Raw genomic sequence first — 24,279 nt, 5'->3', positions numbered from 1 at the left:
TCGGGGTCGAGTCAGGGGCTCGACCAGGATGGGGCGGGCAGAATGCGCTCCTGCCGATAGAGCCAGAATGACACAGGCTCCCCCTGTCGGGGAAGCCTGGTCATGGTCACAACGCAGCATCACTGTCGTGGGGCTGGCGCTGCTGGGTTGTCAGTGCAGACCGCCTGGCCTGACAGACGCTGTTTCAGTCGTCGCTGGCGACGACCTCTGACTCGCGGTCGAGCAGGTAGCGGGTCAACAGGCCTACCGGACGACCGGTGGCACCCTTGGCGGCGCCGCTGTTCCAGGCGGTGCCGGCGATGTCCAGGTGTGCCCAGGGGAAGTCGGTGGCAAAGCGTGACAGGAAGCAGCCGGCGGTGATGGTCCCCGCCGGACGCCCGCCAATGTTGGCGAGGTCGGCGAAGTTGGAGTCCAGCTGCTCCTGGTACTCGTCCCACAGCGGCAGGTGCCAGGCGCGATCCCAGGCGGTCTCGCCGGCATCGAGCAGGTCCAGGGCCAGATCGTCATCGTTGGACATCAGGCCGGTGGCGTGATGACCCAGGGCGATGATGGCGGCGCCTGTCAGGGTGGCAATATCGACGACACTGGCGGGTTCAAAGCGCTCGGCATAGGTCAGGGCGTCGCACAGGACCAGGCGGCCTTCGGCGTCGGTGTTGAGCACCTCCACCGACAGGCCCTTCAGCGTCTTGATGATATCGCCGGGCTTGGTCGCGCGTCCGCTGGGCATGTTTTCTGCCGCTGCGACGATGGCCACCAGGTTGATCCTGGGCTTGATGGCCAGCACGGAGGCCACGGTGCCGAACACGCTTGCGGCACCGCACATGTCGAACTTCATCTCGTCCATGCCCGCGCCAGGCTTCAACGAGATACCACCAGTGTCGAAAGTGATGCCCTTGCCGACCAGGACGTGGGGGGCTTCGTTCTCGTCGTCAGCCCCCTGGTAACGCATTACGATCAACCGTGAGGGTTCGTCGCTGCCATGGCCAACCGACAACAGCGAGTGAGCGCCAAGCGCTTCCAATGCCTCTTCATCGAGGATCTCGGTGGACAGGGCACCCGCGGACTCTGCCGCCAGGCGCTCGGCCTCGCTGGCCAGATAGCGCGGCGTACACACATTGCCGGGCAGGTTGCCGAGTTGACGCGCCAGGTTGATGCCGGTGCCGACGGCGGCGCCTTGACGAGCGCCTTCTTCGGCAGAGGCGCGGTCATCGCCCTCGCTGAGCAGAATCGACACGCTCTTGAGGCTCGGGGCAGGACCGGCGTCCTTCTTGAAGTCGGTGAAGCGGTAGCTGGCACGGAGTGCGCTTTCGGCAATCTTGTGGGCCTTCCAGTCGACGTCGCGGTCATCGACCGGCACATCGGTGAGAGCGACCGAGACTTCATCGATGGTGAGCTGGGACAGCGCCGCGAAGGCGGCATCGACGGCCTTGCAGAAGGCGCCTTCCTGACATTTTGCGCGATCGCCGAAGCCGACCAGCAGCAGGCGGTCGGCAGACAGACCCGGTGCGAAGGGCACCAGCTGAACGTTGCCCAGCTTGGCGTTGAAGTCGCCGCGCTCGATCAGCTGTCCAATCAGGCGCTCGCTGGCGTCATCGAGCTTGGCTGCGGCAGGGGTGAGCTGGCCGTCCTTGAACACCGGGATAACCAGGCAGGCAGTCTCGATCTTGACCGGATTGGCCGTCTTTACAGGGAATTCCATGCTGACTCCACAAGACAAGCGTAGGGGGATTCTGGATAATGCCGGCACGATGCCGAGTCCACCCAGTGTACCCAAGCACCCTGTGGATTGCATGGCCGCCGTTAGCGTTGGCGGGATCAGGCAACGCCTCAGGCAAGGCGACTCGCCCCGGGGTTACACTGGAGCAAGGAAGACAGCTGGGAATGCCCATGGCCAGGAGTGTGCATTGATCATTTTTCGTTATCTTACCCGTGAAATCCTGCTGACCATGTCGGCAGTGGCTGGCGTGCTGTTGCTGGTCATCATGGGTAGCCGTTTCATCCGTTACTTTGCCAATGCGGCTGAGGGCGAGATACCCGCGAGCATTCTTGGCTCTCTGATGCTCTACCACATGCCCGGCTTTCTTGAGCTGATTCTTCCACTGGCATTTTTCCTGGGCATCCTGTTGGCCTATGGCCAGCTCTACTTGAACAGCGAAATCACGGTACTGGTGGCCTGCGGCACCAGTCCCAATCGGCTGCTGACGGTCAGCCTGGTCCCGGCCACTCTGGTGGCGGTGCTGGTGGGGATGTTCAGTCTGTGGTTGACGCCGGCCGGTGCGCTGCACAACGAGCTGGTACTGGAAGAGCAGCGCAGCAAGCTTGATTTCTCGGCGCTGGCGCCCGGACGCTTCCAGGAGTTCGGCAGTGGCCGCATTGCCTATGCCAGCGACGTCTCGGCAGACGGCGAGCGCATGCAGGAGGTGTTTATCAGCGAGCGCCAGAAACGCAGCGACGGGTCTCCCGAAAGCGTGGTGACCCGGGCGACCCAGGGATACCAGACGGTGGACCCGGATACCGGTAGCCGCTATCTGGTGCTGGAAGATGGTGAGCGCTACAGCGCGGAAGCAGGGCGTGCCGATGCCGAGCGGCTGGAGTTCGGCACCTATGCCGTCCGCCTGGCCCGGGCGGTCGAGGCCGTCGAAACGGACTCGGCCGAGTTTGCCACTACCCCAGCGCTGCTCGCGGACCCCACCCCGGAAGCCAAGGCGCAGCTGCAGTGGCGCCTGGGGGCGCCGTTGATGGTGTTTGTGCTGACGTTACTTGCCCAACCCCTGTCGCGGGTCAATCCACGTCAGGGGCGCTTCGCCAAGCTGTTGCCGGCGATCTTTCTCTATGTGGCCTATCTCAGCATGCTGCTGGCCGCCATGGATGCCATCGGTGGTGGGACGCTGCCGGCCATCATCGGCATGTGGCCAATTCACGCAGGCTTTCTGTTGCTTGGCCTGGGCCTGGCATTCAACGCCCAACGCAAGGGAATGAGCGGATGATTCTCGATCGGCTGGACGGCTACATCGCCCGCAATGTGCTGGGTGCCATTCTGGTGGTACAGGTGGTGTTGCTGGGTCTCGACCTCATCATCACCTACATCGACGATCTGGGAGACATCGAGGGAGGCTATGGTGCCTTCGAAGTGTTCCTGTTTCTTTGTTTGAGGCTGCCCTGGCGCTTCTACCAATATGCGCCGGTAGGCGTACTGATTGGTGCGTTGATCGGACTTGGCAGCATGGCCTCCAACAACGAGCTGACCGTCATGCGCGCAGCGGGCCGTTCGTTGGCGCGGATCGTCTGGGGCGTCATGAAGCCCATCATTTTGGTGGTGGTGATCGTATTGACGGTGGCCGAGTTCGTCAGCCCACGCACGGAGCAGTTTGCCCACGCCTGGAAGGTACAGCAGATGCAAGGCGAGGGCGCCGTGGTCACCGAGCGTGGCGGCTGGCAGCGCGAAGGCGACGATTTCTATCGATTTGGTGCCATACGCGCCGACGATACCGTGCTGGATCTGACTCGCTATGAGTTTGATGGCCATCGCCTGGAGTCGGTGACGACGGCCCATCGAGCGGTCTGGCAGGGGCAGCACTGGCAGCTGCAACAGGTAGAAGTCACTCGCTTCAATGATGATCGCACCGAGGTCATCAAGGTGCCGGACCAGCGTTGGGAAACCAGTCTGTCGCCGACCCAGCTTTCGCGGCTGCTGCGGGATGTGGAAACCCAGGCGCCCAGTGAGCTGTGGGCGTATGCCAGTTACCTGGATGACCAGGGCCTGGATGCTACCCAGCCGCTTTTGTACTTCTGGCAGAAGATGCTGATGCCCTTGACCATGGCGTCGCTGGTCCTGGTGGCAGCGTCCTTTGTGTTTGGTCCATTGCGGACAGTAGCCGCTGGCACACGGGTGTTCTACGGCGTGATTACCGGACTGGTGTTCAAGTACCTGCAGGACCTGCTGGCGCCTGCGTCTACCGTGTTCGGTTTCTCTCCTGCCTGGGCGGTGCTTGCACCTACATTGGTGTGCGCCCTGCTGGGCCTGCACCTGCTGAGACGATCCGGTTGATGGGTGGGGGATACCGGCAGGGCCGGTGTCTGTGGTTAGGCTATGCGCGCGGGCACTCTGCCGGCGTGCGCTGATGTGGTCGAGCAATTGCCATGAATCGACGCTTTACCGATCTTGATGATGTCTGGCCGGCGGGGCTCGGGCGCCGCCTCGGTGCCATGCTTTACGACGGTTTTTTGCTGCTCGCCATCTGGATCGCCATTACCACGCTGCACGTGCTGGTGGTGCGCAAGGTACTGGGACTGGCACCGGCAGAGGTCGGCGCTGGTGTGTGGCAAGTGTTCAGTCTCAGGTTGCTGCTGGTGGCCGCAGCGTTTGCCTTCTTCGCTTTCTTCTGGCGCCGCGGCGGCATGACTCTGGGCATGCAGGCGTGGCGCTTGCGGGTACAGACGCTTGACGGGGCGCCTATCAGCTTGCGTCAGACCATGGTGCGATTTGCGGTAGGGGCGGTGTCCTTTCTGCCTTTGGGGCTTGGGCACCTCTGGGTAGTGTTTGACGGCGAGCGACGCAGCTGGGCGGACCTGGCCTCCGGTACCCAAGTCGTGGTGCTGCCTAAACGGTCTTGATGGACGCGTGATGGCTCGCGCGGGCGTCGCAGCGTTCGTGGTCCAGGCCTGCCTTGTGCACGCCCCATCCTCTTCCTGGTGAGTCCTTCACCTGCTTTCTCCTGTCTGGCCTTTCTTCTTTTTACGTCCGTTATGGGCCTCGCACGCTGACGTCTTGCCTGAACGGCGGCGTCAGAAGTTGAGCGGAATCATGGAAATTCATATCTTTAGCGAAAGCGAATACGAATAAATCTCGAAAAGGTTGCGTACCGCTATGGGAATCATTTACATTGCCTATAGTGATTCAGGAGAGATGGCAATGTACGTATGCCTGTGCAAAGGGGTTAGTGACCGCCAGATTCGTCAGAGCGTAGACGACGGTGCGCGCAGCTGGCGCCAGGTGCAACGCGAGACCGGTTGTGGCACTCAGTGCGGCAAGTGTGCCTGTGTAGGTAAACAAATTACTCGTGATGCCATCCAGGAAGCGACGAGCGTCGAGCTGGAATCGCTCGCCTATGCGGTGTAAGCGGCGGTGTAAGCGGTTGATCCTGAGACGGTTACGGCAGCCGCCAGCAGTCTTGTCGAGGGTCTCTATCGCCTGAATTGGCAATCAATATCGTTGTAGTTCTTTTTATCAAGTTATTGATTTGATTGAATTTTCTCATTCGTGGCCTATACTGCTTCTTAACAGGAGCTGGTAGGGCTACTTTTGCCGTGCCAGTGTGTTGGTGATGCTTGAGGCGGGAGGCAAGGCCCCCGGCGGATGGCAGTCCAATAACGATACGCAAACGAGGCGGTAGTAGAGCCTCGTTCATTGATAGCAAGTCGACTGGCAACGCATGGTCGGTCACCACCGACAAGCAATGAGGAGCTTCCCATGAAAGGCGATCCCAAGGTCATTCAGCATTTGAACACCGTGCTGGGCAACGAGCTGGTGGCCATCAACCAGTACTTTCTCCACGCCAAGATGTACAAGGACTGGGGCCTGGCGCGCCTGGCGAAGTGGGAGTACGACGAGTCCATCGAGGAAATGCGCCACGCTGACACCCTGATCGAGCGCATTCTGTTCCTCGAAGGGATTCCCAACCTGCAGGACCTGGGCAAGCTGCACATTGGCGAAGACACTCGCGAAATGCTCGAGGCTGACCTGGCGGCAGAGCACACGGGTCGCAATGATCTGATCGAAGCCATCACCTACTGCGAGCAGGTGAGGGACTACGTCAGCCGTGATCTGTTCCAGAAGATCCTCGACGACGAGGAAGAGCACATCGACATCATCGAGACCGAGCTTGGCCTGATCGACAAGGTCGGCCTGCAGAACTACTTGCACAAGCAAATGCAGGAAGCCGGCGGCGAAGAGTAACCTGTGACATTGTCCAGCGCCTGATGCGGTGCTGGATGTCCAGGCGTTGGATGTCCAAACGTTGGATGGCCAGGCATTGGATGTCTAAGCGCAGAATGTCTAAATCCAGAATGTCAAAAAAGGGGAGGCCACTGGCCTCCCCTTTCGCTTGTGACGTCGACCCGGAAATGGGAGCAGGAGCTACCCCTCGATCAGGCTGATCAGAAGACCCTTGATCAGGACTAGGGCACGTCACCCACATAGCGGTGAGTCCAGGGCCCAGGGCGTAGCACCTAGGTCACGCTTGGCGCGCACTGGGATCGGCCTTTTCTGGTGAGCCAGTGGACGCGGGAACTCGCAGTCCTACTCTTCGAAGGCACTGCCGCACACGTGCGCCTGATGGAGATAACTGTGCTCTATCGGGAGGTCGCCATGGTGGCGGTGAAGCGCGTTGCCACTTCGCGAGGGCCCATGCGGCGAGCCGCGTCCAGCGTTTGGCCATGATCAAGCCGGTTATCGGCCTGCCTGAGCGATACCTTGAGGCCAGCGCGCGGCTGGCCGTCTGCTAATCTGCTTCATGCGCAGCAACCCGAGCACTGAGAGGCTACGAGGCTGTGCGATGTACGCCTGCTGCGTACGCACGCATGTCCCGTGCAGAAGGGAGAAGACTCATGTCGATTCGGTTCGAGGGAAAGACAGCACTGCTCACTGGCGCGGCCTCCGGGATCGGGAAGGCGACAGCCGTCAAGTTAGCCGCCGAAGGCGCGGCGGTGATCGTCGCAGATCTGCACGAGCAAGCTGCTCTGGCGGTAGTGGACGAGATTGCTGCAGCGGGTGGCAAGGCGGTCGCATTCGGCGGAGACTTCACGTTACCCGCCGTGAATGAGGCCGCGGTGGCGTTTGCCGTCGAAGAATTCGGGGCTTTGCAGCTAGCGTTCAACAATGCCGGCATCATCGGCCCGCAAGGGCCATTGCACGACGTCGATATCGAGGCGTACAAGCAGCTCATCGATATCAACCTTGATGCGGTTTTCTATGGCCTGAAATTCCAGATTCCCGCCATTGTTGCGGGTGGCGGTGGGGCCATTGTGAATACAGCGTCCGTCCTGGGCCTCTTGGGTACGCCTAACTATGTGCCGTATGCCGCGGCAAAGCATGCGGTATCGGGGTTGACCAAAAGTGCAGCACTTCAGTATTCCGCCCAGGGCGTTCGCATCAACTCCGTGCATCCCGGCTACATCGACACGCCGCTGCTTGATGCGTTGAGCCGTGAAGAATATCACTCGCTCGCTGCGCTGCATCCCATCGGGCGTATCGGAACGTCGGAGGAAGTGGCCAATGTCGTGGCGTTCCTGCTTTCCGATGAGGCCGCCTTTGTGACGGGATCGCAATATACCGTCGATGGCGGCTTTACCGCCTAGGGCTTGCACGAAAAGTGCCTGCGCTTGGTGATACGGCGTTAAAAAACGCCTTGCCGCCGTTCAAAATGCCTTCTCGAGGGCAAATCGCGGTCGGTTCTCCCCGTCGACCTGGACGGTTTCGCAGAACATCTCCAGCGGACGTACCCACAGGCCGTAGTCGCCATACAGCGCGCGGTAGACCACCAGCGCCTCCTCGTTCTCGCTGTGCTGGGCGACGCCGCAGACCTCGTAAAGCGCGCCCTTGTAGTGGCGATAGATGCCGGGTACCGGAGGATGGGAAAGGGGTGTCATGGTCGTCTCCTGACATGATGGACGCCGGACTCCCTTCGGGCTGGGCTTTTTCGTGAGGCCCGTGGCGTGGCTGGCCCGTAAGGTGTCTAGCGGTGTGGCAAGGCGCTTGCTCAGTTGACCCGGGTGAGTCTGGCCAGCGCACGGGAAGCGGCGACAAAGCCGAAGCTGCCGGTGACAAAGGTGGCGGCGCCGAAACCGCCTTCACAATCCAGTCGAGTGGCCTCACCGGCACCAGGTTTGGTGTGACAGACCTCGCCGTCCTGTCCGGGATAGACCAGCTGTTCGTCGGAGTAGACGCACTCGACGCTGAAGCGTCGCTTGGGGTTGCGCGAGAACCCATGGTCTCGGCGCAAGCGTGAGCGAACCTTGGCCAGCAGCGGGTCGTGTTCCGTGCGGGTCAGGTCGGCGACCTTGATTCGCGTAGGGTCGGTCTGGCCACCGGCGGCGCCGGTCACCGTCAGGGGCAGCTTGCGGCGCTTGCACCATGCGATCAACGCGGCCTTAGCCACCACGCTGTCGATGGCGTCGATCAGGTGATCGGCATCGGCAGGAATGCGCTCGGCGAGATTGGTGGGCGTGGCGAAGGCCACATCGGTCACTACCTCGATACCGGGGTGAATGGCTCGGCAGCGCTCGGCCAGTACCTCCACCTTGGGACGACCGATGGTGCCGTCCAGTGCGTGCAGTTGACGATTGATGTTGGACACGCAGACGTCATCGAGGTCGATCAAGGTCAACTTGCCGATACCACTTCGCGCCAGCGCCTCCACCGCCCAGCTGCCGACGCCTCCCACTCCGACCACCACCACGTGGGCGTGGGCGAGGCGTTGGACGGCGGTCGCTCCATACAGGCGGCGGATGCCCCCGAAGCGCAAGTCGTAGTCGTTGTCCTGGTGGGATATATCGTTACTCATGGGGGATCTCGGTGGGTCGTTGGCGGCGTCAGGTCAGCGCCGGGCCGAGGAAGGTGAGCGCGCCAGCCAAAGCGATCGAACAGACGAGTCATGGTGTCATCCAGTGGGCAGCAGAGGTGAAGCCGGTGGCGTTCACGGGGGTGCTCGAATGCCAGGCTCACGGCGGCCAGCAGCAGGCGATCGCAGTCCAGTTGGTCACGAAAGAAGCGGTTATGGTTGCCCTTGCCGTGCTTGGCGTCGCCAATGATGGGGTAGCCGATGCCAGAGAGGTGTCGGCGGATCTGGTGGCGTCGGCCGCTCATTGGTGTGGCTTCCATCAGTGAATAGCGGGCCTGGGGGTAGCGATCGATTCGCACCGGCAGCTCCACGCTGTCGAGCCGTCGCACCTCGGTGATGGCGGGCATGGCCGGCATGTCGGCCTTGGGGCGTGTTCCATCTTCTTCCCGCAGCGCTCGATCAATGCGCTCATGATCGGGCCCGATGCCCCTCACCACTGCCAGATAACGCTTGTCGACGTGGCGCTCGCTGAAGGCTTGGCTCAACGGCGCGGCCATCTCAGGTGACAGGGCAAACACCATCACTCCTGAGGTCGGTCTGTCGAGTCGGTGCACCGGGTAGACCCGTTGCCCCAGCTGATCGCGCAGCCGTTGCAGCAGGAACTCGGTTTCTCCTCGGGCCAGGGGGCTGCGATGAACCAGCAGCCCTGAAGGCTTGTGCACCGCCACAAGGTCGTTGTCCTGGTAAAGAATGGGCAGGGGCAGAGACATCGTGGGGGTACCTATGGCGTGAATGCGAACTCAAGGCGCGCTATTGTCGCCATGTCGTGCCGTTCTGTCATCCGTGATCACATCAGGGTGTGAGCAGAAGGGGCTTTTCCGGGTGCGCCGTTGGTCTATGATGAGCGCCGACAATCAGTGAGAGAACCACTATGGCCCGAGGGACTGGGATGCTGCGCTGGTGGCTGGATTGGGCACCTGTGCTCAAGGTGCTGTCGGTGCTGTGGCTGGTGTTGGCGCTGTTCATGCTGCTGCCATGGGGGGTACTGCTATGGGAGGGCGACAGTGATGCTCCCGCCTTCGCCCGCTCGCTGTTGACGGTACTGGCAACGGTGCTGGTGTGCTGGTGGTTGACCTGGCGCATCCCGGTGGAGCTCAAGACCCGGCAGATGTTCGTGCTGACCACCCTGAGCTGGCTCAGTATCAGTGGCTTCGCCAGCCTTCCACTGGTGCTGGGGGCGCCCCACCTGACGCTGACCAATGCGGTATTCGAGTCGGTGTCCGCGATCACGACCACCGGCTCGACCATCCTCACGGATATCGATGGGCTATCCGATGGCCTCAAGCTATGGCGTGGCCTGATGCAGTGGCTCGGGGGCATCGGCATCATCGTCATGGGTATCGCTATCCTTCCTTTCCTCAAGGTCGGCGGGATGCGCCTGTTCCAGACGGAGTCGTCTGACTGGTCGGACAAGGTGATGCCGCGTACCGGCGGAATCGCCAAGGCCACCCTTGGCATCTACGTCTTCGGTACCCTGGCGGCAACGCTGGCCTATGCCATCGGTGGCATGACCCCACTGGACGCGGTGGTCCATGCCATGACCTCAGCGTCGACCGGCGGTTTTGCCAACTCGGATGCTTCTTTCGGGGCCTATGCCGATCAGCCTCATCTATTGTGGCTGGCTACGCTGTTCATGCTGCTCGGCGCCTTGCCGTTCGTGCTGTATATCCGCTGCCTGAGAGGCGCACCGTTGGCGCTGTGGCGTGACGAGCAGGTACGCGGTCTGCTGTGGCTGTTAGTGGTCGTCATTGTGGCGCTCACCCTCTACCGGGTATGGCGTGGCGAGCCGGGATTCATGGCGCTGACGCACACTGCTTTCAATGTGGTGTCAGTGGTGACCACCACGGGCTATGCCAGCGATGACTACAGTCAGTGGGGCCCCTTTGCGGCGATGGCGTTCTTCTATCTGACCTTCGTGGGCGGCTGCAGTGGGTCTACCAGCGGTGGCATGAAGATCTTCCGCTTTCAGGTGGCTATCAAGATGTTGCTGAGCCAGCTGCGTTTTCTGATCCATACCCATGGCGTGTTCGTATCGCGCTATAACGGCGTCCCGCTATCGGACGAGATCAGTCGAGGCGTCGTCGCCTTCTCGTTCTTCTTCTTCCTGACCATTGCCGGTCTGGCACTGGCGCTGGGCCTTTTGGGGCTGGACCTGGTGACGGCGCTGACCGGGGCAGCCACGGCGGTCACCAATGTGGGGCCGGGGCTTGGCGACATCATTGGCCCTGCCGGAAATTTCTCGACCCTGCCCGATGCGGCCAAGTGGCTGTTATGTGTGGGCATGCTGATGGGGCGCCTGGAAATTCTGACGGTGCTGGTGTTGTTGACTCCGATGTTCTGGCGCAAATAGGCGATGTGGGACGCCCGCGCCAAGCGTTGACGTCATCAATGTGCTGGTTAGGACAGTGGGGTTGGCGCTGGTCATGTTGCGGGGCAACATGACAGTCGACATTGGTCGTCTCGCCGAGACCGGCGGGGACCGTCATTCTGAGTCGACGTCCGCCGGGAGTGCCGAGATGAAACTGTCCCCTGCCTATCGCATCGCTGCCACCATCCTGCATGGCTTCGATGAGTACCGTTCGCGCTTCAAGCAGATCACCCTGGACGCCAATCGGCGCTTTTGCGACGCTGCCTGGCGCGAGGCGCAGCAAGCCTCCGCCGAGCGGATCAACCTGTATCAGGCCAAGGTCGACGAGACCCTGGAGCGTCTGAGGCGGACCTTTGATGAAGATACCCTGAGCCACTGCGAGTGCTGGCGAGAAGCCAAGGGGCACTACATCGAGCTGATCAGCCAGCGCCTCGACTACGAGCTGGCGGAAACCTACTTCAATTCCCAGTTCTGCTCGATCTTCCATCATCGTCATATTCGCGACGACTGGATGTTCGTGAATTCCTCCCGGGACGCCGCCAGTCATCACTCCGGCATCGATCTGTGTCGACGCATCGCCGTCGACGGCAACTGGGCGCAGGCCATCCACCAGGCGTTGGAGGGCGCGCAGCTGGGACTTCCGTTTATCGACCTCGATCATTGCGGGCATCTGGCCCGGGATTTCCTGGTCGATCACCTGCCCGAGGGGTTGCGTGACGGCCACGGAGTCGAGATCGAACTGCTCAAGAGCGTGTTCTACCGCAACAAGGGGGCGTACCTGGTTGGACGCCTGCATCGCGGAGATCAGCAGGTGCCGCTGGTGTTGCCCGTGTTGCATGAAGAGGGCAAGGGGCTGCATCTGGACACGGTGTTGATCGAGCCCGACGAGGTCTCGATCATCTTTTCCTTCACCCGCGTCTATTTTCAGGTCGATGCGACGGTACCCAGAGAGTTCGTCGCCTATTTGCACATGCTGATGCCGGACAAGCCCATCAGTGAACTGTACGCTGCGATTGGCTTCTTCAAGCATGGCAAGACGGAGTTCTTCCGCGCGCTGAATCAGCAGATTGCTCGCCGCGAGGACAAGTTCATCATCGCGCCAGGGGTGCGTGGCATGGTCATGGCGGTGTTCGTGCTGCCGTCCCATCGCACCGTGTTCAAGATCATCAAGGACCGCTTCGATCCGTCCAAGGCGATGAGTCGGGACAACGTGCGCGACAAGTATGGGCTGGTCAAACGCCATGATCGGGTAGGGCGCATGGCCGATACCCAGGAATTTTCCTATCTGGTGTCGCGCAAGGATCACTTTGACCCGGAGTGCCTGGAACACTTGCTGGAAGTGGCACCCTCCACGGTGTATCTCAAGGATGACAAGGTCATCATCAAGCACTGTTACACCGAGCGCATGATGACCCCGCTCAATCTCTATCTGGAACAGTGTGATGAGGCGGAAACCCGCGCGGTACTGAAAGATTACGGCAATGCCATCAAGCAGATGGCGGCGGCCAACATCTTTCCAGGCGATATGCTGCTCAAGAACTTCGGCGTCACCCGGCATGGTCGGGTCATCTTCTATGACTACGATGAGGTGAGCTACCTCACCGAGTGCAACTTCCGGCATATTCCAGAGCCCTTGTACCCCGAGCAGGAGCTGGCTGACGAACCCTGGTACTCGGTTGGCCCCAATGATATTTTCCCCGAGGAATTCGGGCCCTTCCTGTTCGCCAACGTTCACTTGCGCAAGCTGTTCTACGAGCTGCACCCGGAGTTGTTCGACGCCGATTACTGGAAAAGCCTGCAGCGTGCGATCACCGATGGACACGTGATCGATGTCTATCCCTATCGCAACAAGCAGCGCTTCGCCTCGGACCCCGGGGGCTTGACCTACTGATCGCGAACGGCGGCGCGAAGATCACTGCAATCTGTCACGGAGCGCCTGCATGGCCAAATCTCCTCACCTGGTAGTGCTGACCGGCGCTGGCATCAGTGCCGAGAGCGGCATCGAGACCTTTCGGGCAGCAGATGGCCTGTGGGCCAATCATCCGATCGAGGACGTGGCGACGCCTGAAGGATGGGCGAAAAATCCTCAGCGAGTGCTCAGTTTCTACGATGCTCGGCGTGAGCAGGTGCGGGATGCGCGCCCCAACGCGGCCCATCGTGCGTTGGCCAATCTTGAGGCCCTGGGGTTCGATGTCAGCATCGTGACCCAGAACATCGATGATCTGCATGAGCGGGCCGGTTCGCGCCAGGTGCTGCACTTGCACGGTGAGATCATGGTCGCACGTTCCTCCGTCGATGAGCGCATGCGCTACCCCCTTGGACGGCGCAACATCGCCATGGGGGACGTCTGCGATCGAGGCAGCCAGCTGCGACCTGACGTGGTCTGGTTTGGTGAGGCGGTTCCCGCCTATCAGGAGGCTTGCGAGCTAGTGGCCGACGCGGATCTGCTGCTGGTGGTAGGGACCTCGTTGGCGGTGATGCCTGCCGCTGCCCTGATCCATGAGCTGCCGCTGGACGCACAGTGCGTGCTGGTGGATCCAGACCCTGGTCTGCAGGTGCCCGCCGGGGTGACCCGCTGGGTGATGCCTGCCGGGGAAGGGGTGCCTGCGCTTACCCGCCACTGGCAGCGTGAGGGGCGCCTGTTCGTGCCGCCATCAGGTAACGCCTGATAGCGATGTCGACGGTCGTGGCGGGTACGCGGTGCTGGCAGCGTGACTGACGTGTTCCGTCTGGCGTGGTAGATTGGGCGCCCTTTGCCTCAGCACCCTCCTTGCCATGTGTGATTCCCGTTGTGATGCTTTCCCTGCCGCCTCGCTCGACGCCGAACGTGATGCTGCGCCCATGAGCGATGGCGCCGAGTCTGCCGCGGTCGATCCTGCCACTGGCCACCCCCGCCCTCCGCGTCGCGAGTTCAAGGCGCGCGGCAGCTTCGTGACCCGCTGTGAAGGCTGCAATCTGCCGGAACTCAACTGCCTCTGTCCCTATCAAGCCAAGGCCGACAGCCGGGTGCAGGTGTGGTTGATGACGCATCCGCTGGAACATCACAAGCCCACCAACACCGGACGGCTGATTGCTGACGTGCTGGCCACGACTCGCGTCTTCACCTGGTATCGCACGGCGCCAGATGACACCCTGCTGGCCCTGCTCGCTGATCCGCGCTACGCGCCCTTCGTGGTCTTTCCTGACGACCAGCCTGACTACGCGGATCGCGTGGTAGAGGTAGAGGCCGTCACCCAGGTGGAAGACGGGCGCATTCCCGTGCTGATTCTACTGGACGGCACCTGGCGCCAGGCACGTCGGATCTTTCGCAAGAGCCCCTACCTGGAACACCTTCCCGTGTTACCCCTTCGCACCGATCGCCTGACCCGCTATCAGCTGCGCAAGCCGGCCTCCCAGGCACACCTGTGCACGGCAGAAGTGGCAGCCGAGTTGCTGCGGCAAAGCGGTGACGTGGCGGCGGCTCAGGTGCTCGACGACTACTTTGATGTGTTCAATGACAGCTATGCGGCCAGTCGTCACTACACCAAGATCGAGACGCCCACCCCCTCGATGACAAGGCTGGCAGCGCTGAGGAGAGCTCAGCAGGCACCATCCTCATCAACTGAGGGGCGCTAGCACTCGGTCGTTATGTGCTGATGCGAAGTTTTAGGCAGATGAATCGCTGATCAGCTACATCATTATTCCCGCAAATCGGGCACTCATTGTCGTAAATGTCTTAGTTCGCCTGCACTTTTTCTGCGACAGGCTCTCTTTTTGACACAACTACGATAATGAGCGCGATGACGCGCGGGGAGCCCCATGCACCTACACCAGCGTTTTCTTTCCTGTCGGCCACAGCCCGATGATCAACGGCTAGGTGGCTGGCCGTATGATGCACAGGAGGTCGATCTGTCGCTTCCTTTGCTCGAGCGTCGTCTCGACAAGGATCGTTCTCGGGTCATTCATAGCGCCAGCGTTCGTCGACTGCAGTTGCTCCCGCAGCAGGGGGGAATCCTGGCCCAGGACAGCGATCGACGGTTGCTGTCGCTGGCGCTTGAACGTCAGCAAGTGGGTCGCCGTATCGTCCACCTGATTTATCGCAAGCTCCACGGCAACCTGGCTAAGCACGAACTGGCCAGGCACGAACTGGCAGAAAAAGAGCTGACTGAGCAGGAGCCCGCCAGGCACGAACTGACAGGACTCGACACTGCGCTCGGCTGTCTGGTCGACGTTGGCTGCCTGCTTTGCGATGTCGGTCGTCCTCCCTTCGGTCAGGCGGGAGAGCTTGCCGTGTGTGGCTGGTTCGACAGCCACCTGCCGGAGTTTGGAGGAATGACGGCAGGGGGGCTGTCCGTCGACAAGAAGGAGGGGCACGCGGTGCTGGCGGAGCTATGCCGCTTTGATGCACGTGCCCAGGCCTTGCGCAGCATTGTGACCCTGGAAGGTATCAGCCTGACCCATGCGCAGAGCGCAACATTGCTAGGACGGCATGAACCATGGCCCGAGCAGGCCCTGTCTGGGCCTTTTACGGGCAACAGCTACCGTAGTGAGGCCGCTATCGAAACGGCCATGCGTGGGGCGCTGGGACTGACCCATCGAAGCCGTCACCCGGCCGCCTACCTGGTCGATGCCGCCGATGCCATCGCGCAGACCCTGGCCCGGCTCGAGGCCATCGTGGAACGGGGTTTGATAGATCCCGCAGGTTTGATGACCCAATTGAAAGATACCTTTCAGCGGCGCCAAGGCCAGCGACCCACTGCGCTCAACGAGCGCTGCTTCTGCCGCCACGGGGTAGTGCGACGCTGGAGTCTAGGCGGCATGCTGGACTGGGCTCTGGCGCGCTATCAGCGGGACCGCTCTGAGGGGCCGGGCCAGTTCTTCCACTACCTGCGCCTGGCCCTAGGCAGGATCCTGGTCAACCACGGCGCCGATGCGTTCTTGCAGCGGTTGGCGGAGGTCAGAGAGGGGACGCCCCGGGTCAATTTGCTGGCCGTGGACCCCGGGTGTCGCATCTTGATGGAGTCTCTCGAGGATCTGGCGACGCGGCTGGAATACCTTGACCCCGACAGGGAGCGCCAGGAGCTAGATGGCTTTCGGACGATATGCGGCCTGCTGGACGCAGCCCTGCCGGCATTGCGTCTGCCCATGCAGGAGTTTCATCAGTTGCTGGATCGCCAGGAGGCGTCGTCGCCAGTACTTGGCGCATGGGCGGCTGGCTTGCCTGCAGGCGTCGTCAGAGCCTATCGCCAGGCGATCTCGGCTCCTGCAGAAGGCATGAGTGGCGCGGTGCAGGAAACCTACTATCGAGGTCGTTTGGTGCATGACTGGATCTGCAGCCGCACCGAGACATCGGCGCTGGAGGAAAACATGAGATTACGAGTGAGCGGGCGGCAGCAGAGCTGACGATTGCCGCGGTGGGACAGTGGAGGGGGCGGGAACGCAGGATGGTCCAGAGCAACGCTTAGCGGGTGACAGGCGCCTTCCACCCCGCCGCGTCAGCGACGGCGAGGTGGATGCGATCGATGGTCCGCTTAGCCGAACAGGCTGCCGGCGATCCGGAAACCGGCGATCCAGGTGCCCGCAGCGGACCCTAGTGTGGCGGTCAGGAAGACCAGTAGCGTGCGGGACACACGGTTCCTCCACCAGCCCTTCACCTCGGTCACATCGTGGCGCAGCGTGGAGAAGTCACGCACCTTGGGCTTGCGCATGGCCAGCTCCACGCCTGCAGCGACGAAGCCTGCGCCGATGGTCGGGTTAAGCGAGGTCAGCGGCGCGGCAAAGACGGTGGCGATGACCGTGACGGGATGCGCCAGGGCGAACAGGGTGGCGATGCCCGACAGCGCACCGTTGATGATGAACCACTCTGCCACCAGCTGCCAGCCAAGCTCGGTGTTGCGCGAGAAGCCGATGGCGAAGCCCGTGAGGACCAGTGCGGTGATGATCCAGGGCACCATCTTCCACACCTTGGAGGCGGGACGCGTGGCCTCCAGCGCGGCGATTTCCTCGTCTGGAGCCTGAGAGGGAGGGCCCTCGAGGTGCTCCGCCATGCCCTTGAGGTGACCCGCGCCTATCACCACCAGCACTCGCCGGAACTTGCCTGGCGGGCATTGCTGGGCCAGGCGCATGACCATGTAACGATCACGCTCGCTGATCAGCGGGGTGAACAGGGTTTCGGATTCAGCGGCAAACTCACTGAAGGTCGACTCCAGCACGTCACCCTGCTTGAGGCGCTCCACTTCCTCTGCCGACACTTCCTGGCGGGACAGCACGCTGCCCAGTAGCCCGGACATCAAGCTAAAACGCTGCCACCAGGGAACATTCTGGTAGATCCTTTTCAGCGTCAGGCCCACGTCGCGATCGATCAGCAACAGCGGGAGCTGGTGGCGCTGGCTGGCCTCCAGGGCGGCACGCATCTCGGCCCCCGGCTCGATGCCTGACTGTTCTGCGATACGTTGCTGGAATGCCCCGAGCGCCAGGTTCGCCGCTACCATCCCGGCCTTGCCCTGGCGAAAGATCTGGAACAGATCCTGTTCCGCCAGGGCGTCAGGGTTGGCCAGGTTGCTGTGTCTGGCATCGCAGAGTTCGATAGCCACGGCATCGAAGTCGCCTGAATCGATCAGCGAGCGAACCTCGTCGGCGCTTTCGGCGCTGACGTGGGCGGTACCGAGCAAGGTGAAGGTGGTCTCGCCAACGGTGATATCGCGGCGTGGGCCGCCTTGGGTCTCCGGCCGCTCGGCCAGTACGGTGTCGTCGATCTCGCTCATGGGCCTCGAGGCCTGAAGAATGTGAAGGATCGATTATCCATGAACCAGCAGGGCAGGCCAAACATGGCCTGCCCTGTCCGTCGGCAAATCACGCTATTGTCATGATTCGTGACGCAAGGAGGGGCTTGAGGGTACCCATCCCAGGCCTGTCGATCACCATGTCACGCGTTGCTCTCGTCCTGATAGGCGCCGGCCGAGTAGGTCAATTCATAGCTGTGGGAGTAGATCTCGAGGATGTTGCCGAAGGGGTCTTCCATGTAGATCATCCGGTAGGGCTTTTCCCCGGGATAGTATTCACGGACCTTGGGCATGCGCTTCTTGCCGCCGGCGGCGACGATGCGCTCCGCCAGCCCTTCCACGTCCGGATCTTGCACGCAGAAATGGAAGACGCCGGTTTTCCAGTATTCGAAATTGTTCTCGGGATCTTCATGGTTGGCAAACTCGAAGAGTTCGACACCGACGCGATCACCCGTGGACAGGTGCGCGATGCGGAAGCTGCCCCAGCCAGGCCCGAAGACATCGGTGCACATCTCGCCAATGGCGGAGTCGTCTTCCTCGATGGTGGTGGGGGCCATGATCTGGTACCAGCCCAGGACCTCGGTGTAGAACGCCACGGCCGCCTCGACGTCCGGTACCGAGATGCCGATATGGGAGAAGCTGCGTGGATAGTTGGGGCGGTCCTGATGGGATGAGCTCATGTCTCGTTGCCTCTTGCTGTGGAGTGAATGCACACAGTCTGGGCGGTGATGGCTATAATGAAAATAGTGTGCCGCTTATGGTGGTGATAATAGATGCTTATGCTTAATCCGCTCTGGCTACGTTCTTTTCATGCCCTGGTCGAACAGGGAAGCTTCACCAGGGCTGCCGATCAACTGGAGCTCACCCAGGCGGCCGTCAGTCAGCATGTACAGAAACTTGAAGCCGAGCTAGGGGCGCTGTTCATCCGACGGCCGCGGCAGCTCGAACTGACCCCGGCGGGGCACGCCCTGGTCGACTATCTGGGGGAGCGTGCGGAGGTGGACCAGCGGCTTAAGCTGCGTCTGGCCGGGGATCGCGATGATCATGGCGAGATAAGTCTGATGACGCCGGGGAGCATCGGCCTGGCGCTGTATCCCCGGCTGCTGGAGCTGCAGAAGCGCTCGCCTGGCCTGTGCATTCGACATCGCTTCGGGCCGACCCAGGACATCATCGACGCGGTGTTGGCGGCGCGGGTAGAGATGGGGCTGGTCATCGAGTGTCCCGATGACCCGAGGCTGACCGTCAGCGAGTTTGCGACGGAACCGCTGGAGCTGATCGTGCCTGCCGCCGTAAAGGTAGAGCGCTGGGATGACCTGATGTCGCTGGGGTTCATCGACCATCCGGATGGCAAGGCGCTGGCGTCTCGACTGTTGAGCCGACGCTTTCCGGGCTCCCCCGGCTATGCCCACTGGCCAATCAGCGGCTTCACCAATCAGATCGGCTTGATTCTGGCGCCGGTAGCGGAGGGGCTGGGCTTTACCGTGCTGCCACGCTTCGCCCGTCAGGCGTTTGAGCAGCAGGCCTCCCTTCGGGTGGTGACGGGGCAGCCCGAGGTGGCGGATACCCTCTACCTGATACATCGGGCTGAATGGCCGCTATCGTCCAGAGCCGAGCGTGCCCTGCTGGTGATGGGGACGGCTGCCGACGCTGAAGCGGGCAGGTCGGCAGGCGGACACGCTTGAGCGTCGACGCGGCCCAGGAGTCCGCACTATTTGCGCCAGAAAGCGGGTGTGAACAGTACCAGTACGGTAAAGATCTCCAGGCGTCCCATCAGCATGGCCATCACCAGGATCCATTTGGCCATCGCCGGCATATCGCCGTAGTGCAGGCTGGCTTCACCCAGCGCCGGGCCCAGGTTGTTGAGCGCGGAGCCTACGGTGGACCAGGCCGTGACCTGGTCAACGCCGGTGGCCATGACCCCGACCAGCATCAGGAAGAACAGCAGGACGTAGGCCGAGAAGAACCCCCAGACCGCCTGTGCAATGCCGTCAGGCACGCTGACCTTGCCAATCTTGACGGCGATCACGGCGTTGGGGTGAATCAAGCGCATGATCTCGCGCATTCCCTGCTTGATGATCAGGATGATGCGAATGACCTTCATGCCGCCACCGGTAGAGCCTGAGCTTGCGCCGACAAAGGCGGCGATGAACAGGAGTAGCGGCAAGGCGCCTGGCCAGGCAGAAAAGTCGGCCACCGAGAATCCGGCCGTGGTCGCGACCGAGACCACCTCAAAGATGCCGTGGCGCAGGCCGACCGTGGTCTCCTCGGTGCCGGTCAGCCACAGCACGATGACGGTGATAGCCGCCAGGCCGGTCAGGTACAGCAGCAAAAACCGTGCCTCGGAGTCTTCCCAGTAGTGGCTGATGCGGCGCTCGCGCCAGGCCAGGAAGTGCAGGCTGAAGCTGAGCGCCGAGATCAGCATGAATACCACACAGATCGCTTCGATCAAGGCGCTGTCGAAGTAGCCAATGCTGGCGTCATGGGTCGAGAAGCCACCGATGGCGACCGTGGAAAAACTATGGCCCAGCGCATCGAACCAATCCATGCCCGCCGCCATGTAGGCGAGCATGCAGGCTAGCGTCAGGGTGGCATAGATGTACCACAGTGCCTTGGCGGTCTCGGTGATCCGAGGGGTCAGCTTGGAGTCCTTGAGCGGTCCCGGAATCTCCGTGCGATACAGCGCCATGCCGCCGACGCCGAGGGTCGGCAGAATGGCGACCGCCAGGACCACGATGCCCATGCCGCCTAGCCACTGCAGCTGCTGACGATAGTAGAGGATGGCCTCCGGCAGGAAGTCGATGCCGGTAATGACCGTCGCACCCGTGGTCGTCAGCCCAGAGAAGGATTCGAAAACGGCATCAGTAAAAGACAGCGCCGTGCTTCCCGTCAGCATCAGTGGCAGGGAACCGAACAGCCCCAGTACCGTCCAGAACATGGCGGCGATCAGGAAGCCGTCACGGGTCCGCAGCTCCCGCCGAGCATGTCGATTCGGCAGAAACATCGCAGCACCGGTGAACACGGTGATGGCAATGGCGATCAGAAAGGCGTCCCAGGTGCCATCGCCGAACAGCAGCGAAATGGCGATGGGCGGCACCATGGTCAGGCTGAACATCATCAGCAGCAGCCCGAGAATACGCAGAATCATTCTCAGGCTCATGCCATCCGGCTCCTGTGCAAAGTAGCGCAAGGGGAAGATGTCAGTGAACGGGTCGTCGTCTCAAGCCCGGTCGGGAACGGACTCATGCGGCGGCTCTCCTTGTGGTAACTCGATGGTCGTCTCTCGAGGTAACGCCATGCGCATCAGAAGAACGTCAGCCCGACCTGGAACAGGCGCTCGACGTCACGAATCTTGCGTTTATCGACCACGAACAGGATGACATGGTCGCCGCTTTCCACTACCACGTCGTCATGGGCGATCAAGACCTCCTTGCCGCGCACGATGGCGCCGATGGTCGAGCCCCCGGGGAGATCGATGTCGCCGATGGCGCGTCCCACCACTCGCGATGACTGGCTGTCGCCATGGGCAATCGCCTCGATGGCCTCCGCGGCACCCCGGCGCAGCGAGTGCACGTTGACGATGTCGCCGCGGCGAACGTGGGTGAGGAGGCTGCCAATCGTGGCCTGCTGAGGCGAGATGGCGATATCGATTTCGCCACCCTGGACCAGGTCGACGTAGGCCGCGTTGTTGATCAGGGTGAGAACCTTCTTGGCCCCCATCCGCTTGGCCAGCATCGACGACATGATGTTGACCTCGTCGTCGTTGGTCAGCGCACAGAAGATATCGCAGTCTTCGATGTTCTCTTCTTCCAGCAGCCGCTTGCTGGTGGCACTGCCGTGCAGCACCACGGTGCGGTCAAGGCGTTCTGACAGCTGGGTGCAGCGGTCCAGGCTGTGTTCAATCATCTTGACCTGGTGGCTGTGCTCGAGATGTTCGGCCAGGCGCTCGCCGATGTTGCCGCCACCGGCGATCACGACGCGGCGGAAATCCCGGTCGAGCCGTCGCAACTCACTCATCACGGCACGGATATCACGGCGTGCGGCGATAAAGAAGACCTCGTCGTCGGCTTCGATGACCGTGTCGCCGCGGGGAATGATCGGGCGATTGCGGCGATAGATGGCGGCAACGCGTGTGTCGACGCTGGGCATGTGACGGCGCAGGAAGCCAAGCTCCTGGCCGACCAGCGGGCCACCGTAGAAGGCCTTGACCGCCACCAGCTGGACCAGGCCCCCGGCGAATTCCAGCACCTGCAAGGCACCAGGATGCTCGATCAGGCGCCGGATGTGATCAGTGACGACTTGCTCGGGACTGATCAGCACGTCGATAGGGACGGCCTCATGGGCAAACAGGCCCTTGCGGGCGAGGTAGGCCGTGGCGCGCACACGGGCGATCTTGGTCGGTGTGCGAAACAGGGTATGGGCCACCTGACAGGCGATCATGTTGACTTCATCGGAGTTGGTCACGGCGATCAGCATGTCGGCATCTTCACAGCCTGCCTGACGCAGCACCATGGGGTAGGAGGCCGCCCCGGAAACCGTGCGAATATCCAGCCGCGTATGCAGCTCGCGCAGACGCTCACCGTCGGTGTCTACCACCGTGATGTCGTTCTCCTCGCGGGCCAGATGCTCCGCCAGGGTGCCGCCAACCTGGCCGGCGCCGAGAATGATGATCTTCATCGTCGTGTCCGAAGAGAGGTCGAGAGCGCATGGTGCGCTGCAACATAGGGCCAGCATACCTGAGCCCTGAACAGACCAACAGGGCGGGATGTCTCCCGCCCTGTGCCGAAAGGAAACACCGAAGGCCCGTCAGTATGCAAGCCCAGGTATCTCCGGGGAGAGCTGATCGCTGGATCAGTCCAGGGTAAAGCCGACCTTCAACGTCACCTGCCAGTGGGCGACCCGGCCGTTTTCGATGTGCCCGCGTGTTTCGGTCACCTCGAACCAGCGCAGGTCATGCACCGTCTCAGACGCCTTGGTGATGGCGCGCTGGACCGCGTCTTCGATGCTTGTCTCGGACGAACCGGTCAACTCGATCTGCTTGTACACGTGTTGGCTCATACATACTCCCTGTAGCGGTAGACGTCGTGGGACCGCCCACCCGGACAACAGCGGCCTGGGGCGGGCAAGCAACCCTGCTGCCGTGTGGCTCAGTGGGTTGCCTTGACCAGTCTGGCATAGAAGAAACCGTCGTGACTGTCGATCTTCGGTAACAGTTGGCGTCCGGCTCCTGATGTCTGGCCCCAGGCAATGTCGGAAGGCATGTTGGCGCTGGCATCCTCAGTCCGCTCAAGAAAGGCGCGAATCTGGTCGCGATTCTCTTCCGGCAGGACCGAGCAGGTGGCGTACAACAAGGTGCCGCCGGGCTTGAGCAGCGGCCACAGGTTATCGAGCAAGGCCTGCTGCAACTCGGCCAGCTGGCGGATGTCGCTGGCACGGCGCAAGCGCTTGATGTCGGGATGACGGCGGATGACTCCGCTGCCCGAGCAGGGAGCGTCAAGCAAGATGGCATCGAACAGCGTGCCATCCCACCAGTCCCGCTGGGTACCATCACCCTGGGCCAGGGTGGCCGAGAGTCCGAGGCGAGTCAGGGTGTCTTCCACACGGGCAAGACGTGCAGCGTCGGAGTCGATGGCATGCAGATCAATGTCGAACAGCTCAAGCAGGTGAGCGGTCTTGCCGCCAGGTGCACAGCAGGCATCCAGGACTCTCGCGCCGGGGCGAGGGGCGATGACAGGGCCCAGCAGCACAGCGGCCAGCTGGGCGGCTTCATCCTGGACGCTGACATGGCCCTCGGCGAAGCCTGGCAGGCTGTCCACATCGCGAGGGGCATCCAGGATCAAGCCGTCAGGCGCGTGTGAACACAGACGTGCGCTGATCCCGGCACCGTCGAGGATGTCCAGATACTGCTCTCGGTCGTTGTGGCGACGGTTGACGCGCAGGGTCATTGGGCCTGGCTGGTTATTGGCCTCACAGATATCGCGCCAGTCGTCAGGCCACGCCTGGCGCAGCGCCTTGAGCCACCAGCGCGGATGCAGCAAGGCCACTGCAGGGTCACGGTCGACTTCTGCTTCCAGTGTTGAGGATTCGCGCTGCAGACGGCGCAGGCAGCCGTTAAGAACGCGGGTTGCCCAGGCCTTGCCCTGCAGGCGAGCGGCCCCTGCGGTCTCGCCTACCGCCGCATGGGCGGGAATGCGCAGGTACAGCAGTTGGAAGATGCCGAGCAGCAGCAGCGCCTGAATGTCGGCGTCGCGAGTCTTGAAGGGCTTTTCCAGTAACTGGTCCGCCAGCGCTTCCAGTCTGGGCAGCGTCCGGCAGACACCAAAGCACATCGCCTTGAACAACGCCCTGTCGCGAGCCACGACCTGATGATCATCCAGAGAAGACAGCGAGCCCTTGCCGGTAATGACCGGAACCAGCGCCTTCGCTGCTGCAGCTCGAACACAGTCACCCATGTCTCTGCGTGCATTGGTGTGGGCACGGCTTTGCTGATCGGGCTTGCGCTGGCGAGCGTTGCGCTGGCCGTGCTGGCGTGGGC

General features: G+C 62.0%; 22 protein-coding genes. 12 read left to right on the top strand and 10 right to left on the bottom strand.

All coding sequences use genetic code 11. The features are described 5' to 3' along the window. Positions 1 to 184: 184 nt before the first annotated feature. On the bottom strand, positions 185 to 1,699 hold the full coding sequence (locus KUV41_RS04205; RefSeq protein WP_206941649.1) for a leucyl aminopeptidase: 1,515 nt from the start codon (positions 1,697 to 1,699) through the stop codon (positions 185 to 187). A gap of 205 nt (positions 1,700 to 1,904) precedes the next feature. On the opposite strand from KUV41_RS04205, the gene lptF reads away from it, so the two are divergent. The 6 genes from lptF (at position 1,905) to KUV41_RS04175 (ending at position 7,356) form a co-directional block, all read left to right on the top strand. Continuing rightward, the gene (lptF, locus tag KUV41_RS04200) at positions 1,905 to 2,987 is read left to right on the top strand and encodes an LPS export ABC transporter permease LptF (protein WP_206941647.1); all 1,083 of its coding nucleotides are present in this window, start codon (positions 1,905 to 1,907) and stop codon (positions 2,985 to 2,987) included. Then, the gene (gene lptG / locus KUV41_RS04195) at positions 2,984 to 4,048 is read left to right on the top strand and encodes an LPS export ABC transporter permease LptG (protein ID WP_206941644.1); all 1,065 of its coding nucleotides are present in this window, start codon (positions 2,984 to 2,986) and stop codon (positions 4,046 to 4,048) included. Before lptF ends, lptG begins: the two co-directional genes overlap by 4 nt. A 92-nt stretch (positions 4,049 to 4,140) precedes the next feature. Next, positions 4,141 to 4,614: an RDD family protein gene (locus KUV41_RS04190; RefSeq protein ID WP_206941642.1), complete on the top strand. Its 474-nt coding sequence runs from the start codon at positions 4,141 to 4,143 to the stop codon at positions 4,612 to 4,614. A gap of 298 nt (positions 4,615 to 4,912) precedes the next feature. Beyond that, positions 4,913 to 5,119 carry a bacterioferritin-associated ferredoxin gene (locus KUV41_RS04185; protein ID WP_206941640.1) on the top strand — a complete coding sequence of 69 codons (207 nt, stop codon included), beginning with the start codon at positions 4,913 to 4,915 and terminating at the stop codon, positions 5,117 to 5,119. Positions 5,120 to 5,470: 351 nt separating this feature from the next. After that, a complete protein-coding gene (gene bfr / locus KUV41_RS04180; RefSeq protein WP_206941638.1) occupies positions 5,471 to 5,956 on the top strand; it encodes a bacterioferritin in 486 nt (161 codons plus the stop codon). Between the two features lie 650 nt (positions 5,957 to 6,606). After that, on the top strand, positions 6,607 to 7,356 hold the full coding sequence (locus tag KUV41_RS04175) for an SDR family NAD(P)-dependent oxidoreductase (protein WP_206941636.1): 750 nt from the start codon (positions 6,607 to 6,609) through the stop codon (positions 7,354 to 7,356). Between the two features lie 60 nt (positions 7,357 to 7,416). Here the strand turns inward: KUV41_RS04175 and KUV41_RS04170 are convergent, their stop codons facing one another. From KUV41_RS04170 to KUV41_RS04160, 3 genes are all read right to left on the bottom strand, one after another. Beyond that, positions 7,417 to 7,647: a DUF1653 domain-containing protein gene (locus KUV41_RS04170; RefSeq protein ID WP_206941634.1), complete on the bottom strand. Its 231-nt coding sequence runs from the start codon at positions 7,645 to 7,647 to the stop codon at positions 7,417 to 7,419. Positions 7,648 to 7,757: 110 nt separating this feature from the next. Further along, positions 7,758 to 8,561 carry a tRNA cyclic N6-threonylcarbamoyladenosine(37) synthase TcdA gene (tcdA, locus tag KUV41_RS04165; protein ID WP_206941632.1) on the bottom strand — a complete coding sequence of 268 codons (804 nt, stop codon included), beginning with the start codon at positions 8,559 to 8,561 and terminating at the stop codon, positions 7,758 to 7,760. Continuing rightward, entirely contained in the window at positions 8,558 to 9,328 is a 771-nt protein-coding gene (locus tag KUV41_RS04160; RefSeq protein WP_206941631.1) for a pseudouridine synthase, read from the bottom strand. Before KUV41_RS04160 ends, tcdA begins: the two co-directional genes overlap by 4 nt. A gap of 161 nt (positions 9,329 to 9,489) precedes the next feature. Here KUV41_RS04160 and KUV41_RS04155 point away from each other — a divergent pair, with 161 nt between their 5' ends. From KUV41_RS04155 to KUV41_RS04135, 5 genes are all read left to right on the top strand, one after another. Then, positions 9,490 to 10,968, top strand: coding sequence for a TrkH family potassium uptake protein (locus KUV41_RS04155; RefSeq protein ID WP_206941629.1), 1,479 nt, complete (start codon positions 9,490 to 9,492; stop codon positions 10,966 to 10,968). Between the two features lie 166 nt (positions 10,969 to 11,134). Next, positions 11,135 to 12,877, top strand: coding sequence for a bifunctional isocitrate dehydrogenase kinase/phosphatase (gene aceK / locus KUV41_RS04150; RefSeq protein ID WP_206941627.1), 1,743 nt, complete (start codon positions 11,135 to 11,137; stop codon positions 12,875 to 12,877). A gap of 49 nt (positions 12,878 to 12,926) precedes the next feature. Further along, entirely contained in the window at positions 12,927 to 13,655 is a 729-nt protein-coding gene (locus KUV41_RS04145) for an SIR2 family NAD-dependent protein deacylase (RefSeq protein WP_206941625.1), read from the top strand. Between the two features lie 172 nt (positions 13,656 to 13,827). Further along, on the top strand, positions 13,828 to 14,601 hold the full coding sequence (locus KUV41_RS04140; RefSeq protein WP_206941817.1) for a tRNA-uridine aminocarboxypropyltransferase: 774 nt from the start codon (positions 13,828 to 13,830) through the stop codon (positions 14,599 to 14,601). 183 nt (positions 14,602 to 14,784) lie between these two features. Then, entirely contained in the window at positions 14,785 to 16,368 is a 1,584-nt protein-coding gene (locus KUV41_RS04135) for a hypothetical protein (RefSeq protein WP_222484438.1), read from the top strand. Between the two features lie 128 nt (positions 16,369 to 16,496). On the opposite strand, the gene KUV41_RS04130 is transcribed toward KUV41_RS04135, so the two are convergent. Together KUV41_RS04130 and KUV41_RS04125 are read right to left on the bottom strand one after the other, a co-directional pair. Continuing rightward, a complete protein-coding gene (locus tag KUV41_RS04130; protein WP_206941622.1) occupies positions 16,497 to 17,729 on the bottom strand; it encodes a TraB/GumN family protein in 1,233 nt (410 codons plus the stop codon). Between the two features lie 161 nt (positions 17,730 to 17,890). Continuing rightward, positions 17,891 to 18,427: a lactoylglutathione lyase family protein gene (locus KUV41_RS04125; RefSeq protein ID WP_206941620.1), complete on the bottom strand. Its 537-nt coding sequence runs from the start codon at positions 18,425 to 18,427 to the stop codon at positions 17,891 to 17,893. Between the two features lie 93 nt (positions 18,428 to 18,520). Here KUV41_RS04125 and KUV41_RS04120 point away from each other — a divergent pair, with 93 nt between their 5' ends. Then, a complete protein-coding gene (locus tag KUV41_RS04120; protein WP_315900539.1) occupies positions 18,521 to 19,429 on the top strand; it encodes a LysR family transcriptional regulator in 909 nt (302 codons plus the stop codon). 26 nt (positions 19,430 to 19,455) lie between these two features. On the opposite strand, the gene KUV41_RS04115 is transcribed toward KUV41_RS04120, so the two are convergent. From KUV41_RS04115 to rsmB, 4 genes are all read right to left on the bottom strand, one after another. Then, positions 19,456 to 20,904: a TrkH family potassium uptake protein gene (locus KUV41_RS04115; protein WP_206941618.1), complete on the bottom strand. Its 1,449-nt coding sequence runs from the start codon at positions 20,902 to 20,904 to the stop codon at positions 19,456 to 19,458. A gap of 143 nt (positions 20,905 to 21,047) precedes the next feature. Further along, positions 21,048 to 22,421: a Trk system potassium transporter TrkA gene (gene trkA / locus KUV41_RS04110; protein WP_206941617.1), complete on the bottom strand. Its 1,374-nt coding sequence runs from the start codon at positions 22,419 to 22,421 to the stop codon at positions 21,048 to 21,050. Positions 22,422 to 22,595: 174 nt separating this feature from the next. Then, positions 22,596 to 22,802: a dodecin gene (locus tag KUV41_RS04105; protein WP_206941615.1), complete on the bottom strand. Its 207-nt coding sequence runs from the start codon at positions 22,800 to 22,802 to the stop codon at positions 22,596 to 22,598. Between the two features lie 89 nt (positions 22,803 to 22,891). Then, positions 22,892 to 24,196, bottom strand: a complete 1,305-nt coding sequence (gene rsmB / locus KUV41_RS04100; protein WP_222162890.1) for a 16S rRNA (cytosine(967)-C(5))-methyltransferase RsmB — start codon at positions 24,194 to 24,196, stop codon at positions 22,892 to 22,894. Between the last annotated feature and the right edge of the window lie 83 nt (positions 24,197 to 24,279).

The organism is Halomonas sp. DP8Y7-1 (genome assembly GCF_019801685.1).
Taxonomy (GTDB): domain Bacteria; phylum Pseudomonadota; class Gammaproteobacteria; order Pseudomonadales; family Halomonadaceae; genus Halomonas; species Halomonas litopenaei_A.
The sequence above is the reverse complement of the archived record's forward strand: the minus strand, read 5'-3'. Positions and strand labels throughout refer to the sequence as shown.

Bases quoted from the DNA above. Each gene is read 5' to 3' on its own strand.
- KUV41_RS04205 (WP_206941649.1), bottom strand. From the start codon at position 1,699: ATGGAATTCCCTGTAAAGACGGCCAATCCGGTCAAGATCGAGACTGCC.
- lptG (WP_206941644.1), top strand. From the start codon at position 2,984: ATGATTCTCGATCGGCTGGACGGCTACATCGCCCGCAATGTGCTGGGT.
- KUV41_RS04190 (WP_206941642.1), top strand. From the start codon at position 4,141: ATGAATCGACGCTTTACCGATCTTGATGATGTCTGGCCGGCGGGGCTC.
- KUV41_RS04185 (WP_206941640.1), top strand. From the start codon at position 4,913: ATGTACGTATGCCTGTGCAAAGGGGTTAGTGACCGCCAGATTCGTCAG.
- bfr (WP_206941638.1), top strand. From the start codon at position 5,471: ATGAAAGGCGATCCCAAGGTCATTCAGCATTTGAACACCGTGCTGGGC.
- KUV41_RS04175 (WP_206941636.1), top strand. From the start codon at position 6,607: ATGTCGATTCGGTTCGAGGGAAAGACAGCACTGCTCACTGGCGCGGCC.
- KUV41_RS04170 (WP_206941634.1), bottom strand. From the start codon at position 7,647: ATGACACCCCTTTCCCATCCTCCGGTACCCGGCATCTATCGCCACTAC.
- tcdA (WP_206941632.1), bottom strand. From the start codon at position 8,561: ATGAGTAACGATATATCCCACCAGGACAACGACTACGACTTGCGCTTC.
- KUV41_RS04160 (WP_206941631.1), bottom strand. From the start codon at position 9,328: ATGTCTCTGCCCCTGCCCATTCTTTACCAGGACAACGACCTTGTGGCG.
- KUV41_RS04155 (WP_206941629.1), top strand. From the start codon at position 9,490: ATGGCCCGAGGGACTGGGATGCTGCGCTGGTGGCTGGATTGGGCACCT.
- aceK (WP_206941627.1), top strand. From the start codon at position 11,135: ATGAAACTGTCCCCTGCCTATCGCATCGCTGCCACCATCCTGCATGGC.
- KUV41_RS04145 (WP_206941625.1), top strand. From the start codon at position 12,927: ATGGCCAAATCTCCTCACCTGGTAGTGCTGACCGGCGCTGGCATCAGT.
- KUV41_RS04140 (WP_206941817.1), top strand. From the start codon at position 13,828: ATGAGCGATGGCGCCGAGTCTGCCGCGGTCGATCCTGCCACTGGCCAC.
- KUV41_RS04135 (WP_222484438.1), top strand. From the start codon at position 14,785: ATGCACCTACACCAGCGTTTTCTTTCCTGTCGGCCACAGCCCGATGAT.
- KUV41_RS04130 (WP_206941622.1), bottom strand. From the start codon at position 17,729: ATGAGCGAGATCGACGACACCGTACTGGCCGAGCGGCCGGAGACCCAA.
- KUV41_RS04125 (WP_206941620.1), bottom strand. From the start codon at position 18,427: ATGAGCTCATCCCATCAGGACCGCCCCAACTATCCACGCAGCTTCTCC.
- KUV41_RS04120 (WP_315900539.1), top strand. From the start codon at position 18,521: ATGCTTATGCTTAATCCGCTCTGGCTACGTTCTTTTCATGCCCTGGTC.
- KUV41_RS04115 (WP_206941618.1), bottom strand. From the start codon at position 20,904: ATGAGCCTGAGAATGATTCTGCGTATTCTCGGGCTGCTGCTGATGATG.
- trkA (WP_206941617.1), bottom strand. From the start codon at position 22,421: ATGAAGATCATCATTCTCGGCGCCGGCCAGGTTGGCGGCACCCTGGCG.
- KUV41_RS04105 (WP_206941615.1), bottom strand. From the start codon at position 22,802: ATGAGCCAACACGTGTACAAGCAGATCGAGTTGACCGGTTCGTCCGAG.
- rsmB (WP_222162890.1), bottom strand. From the start codon at position 24,196: ATGGGTGACTGTGTTCGAGCTGCAGCAGCGAAGGCGCTGGTTCCGGTC.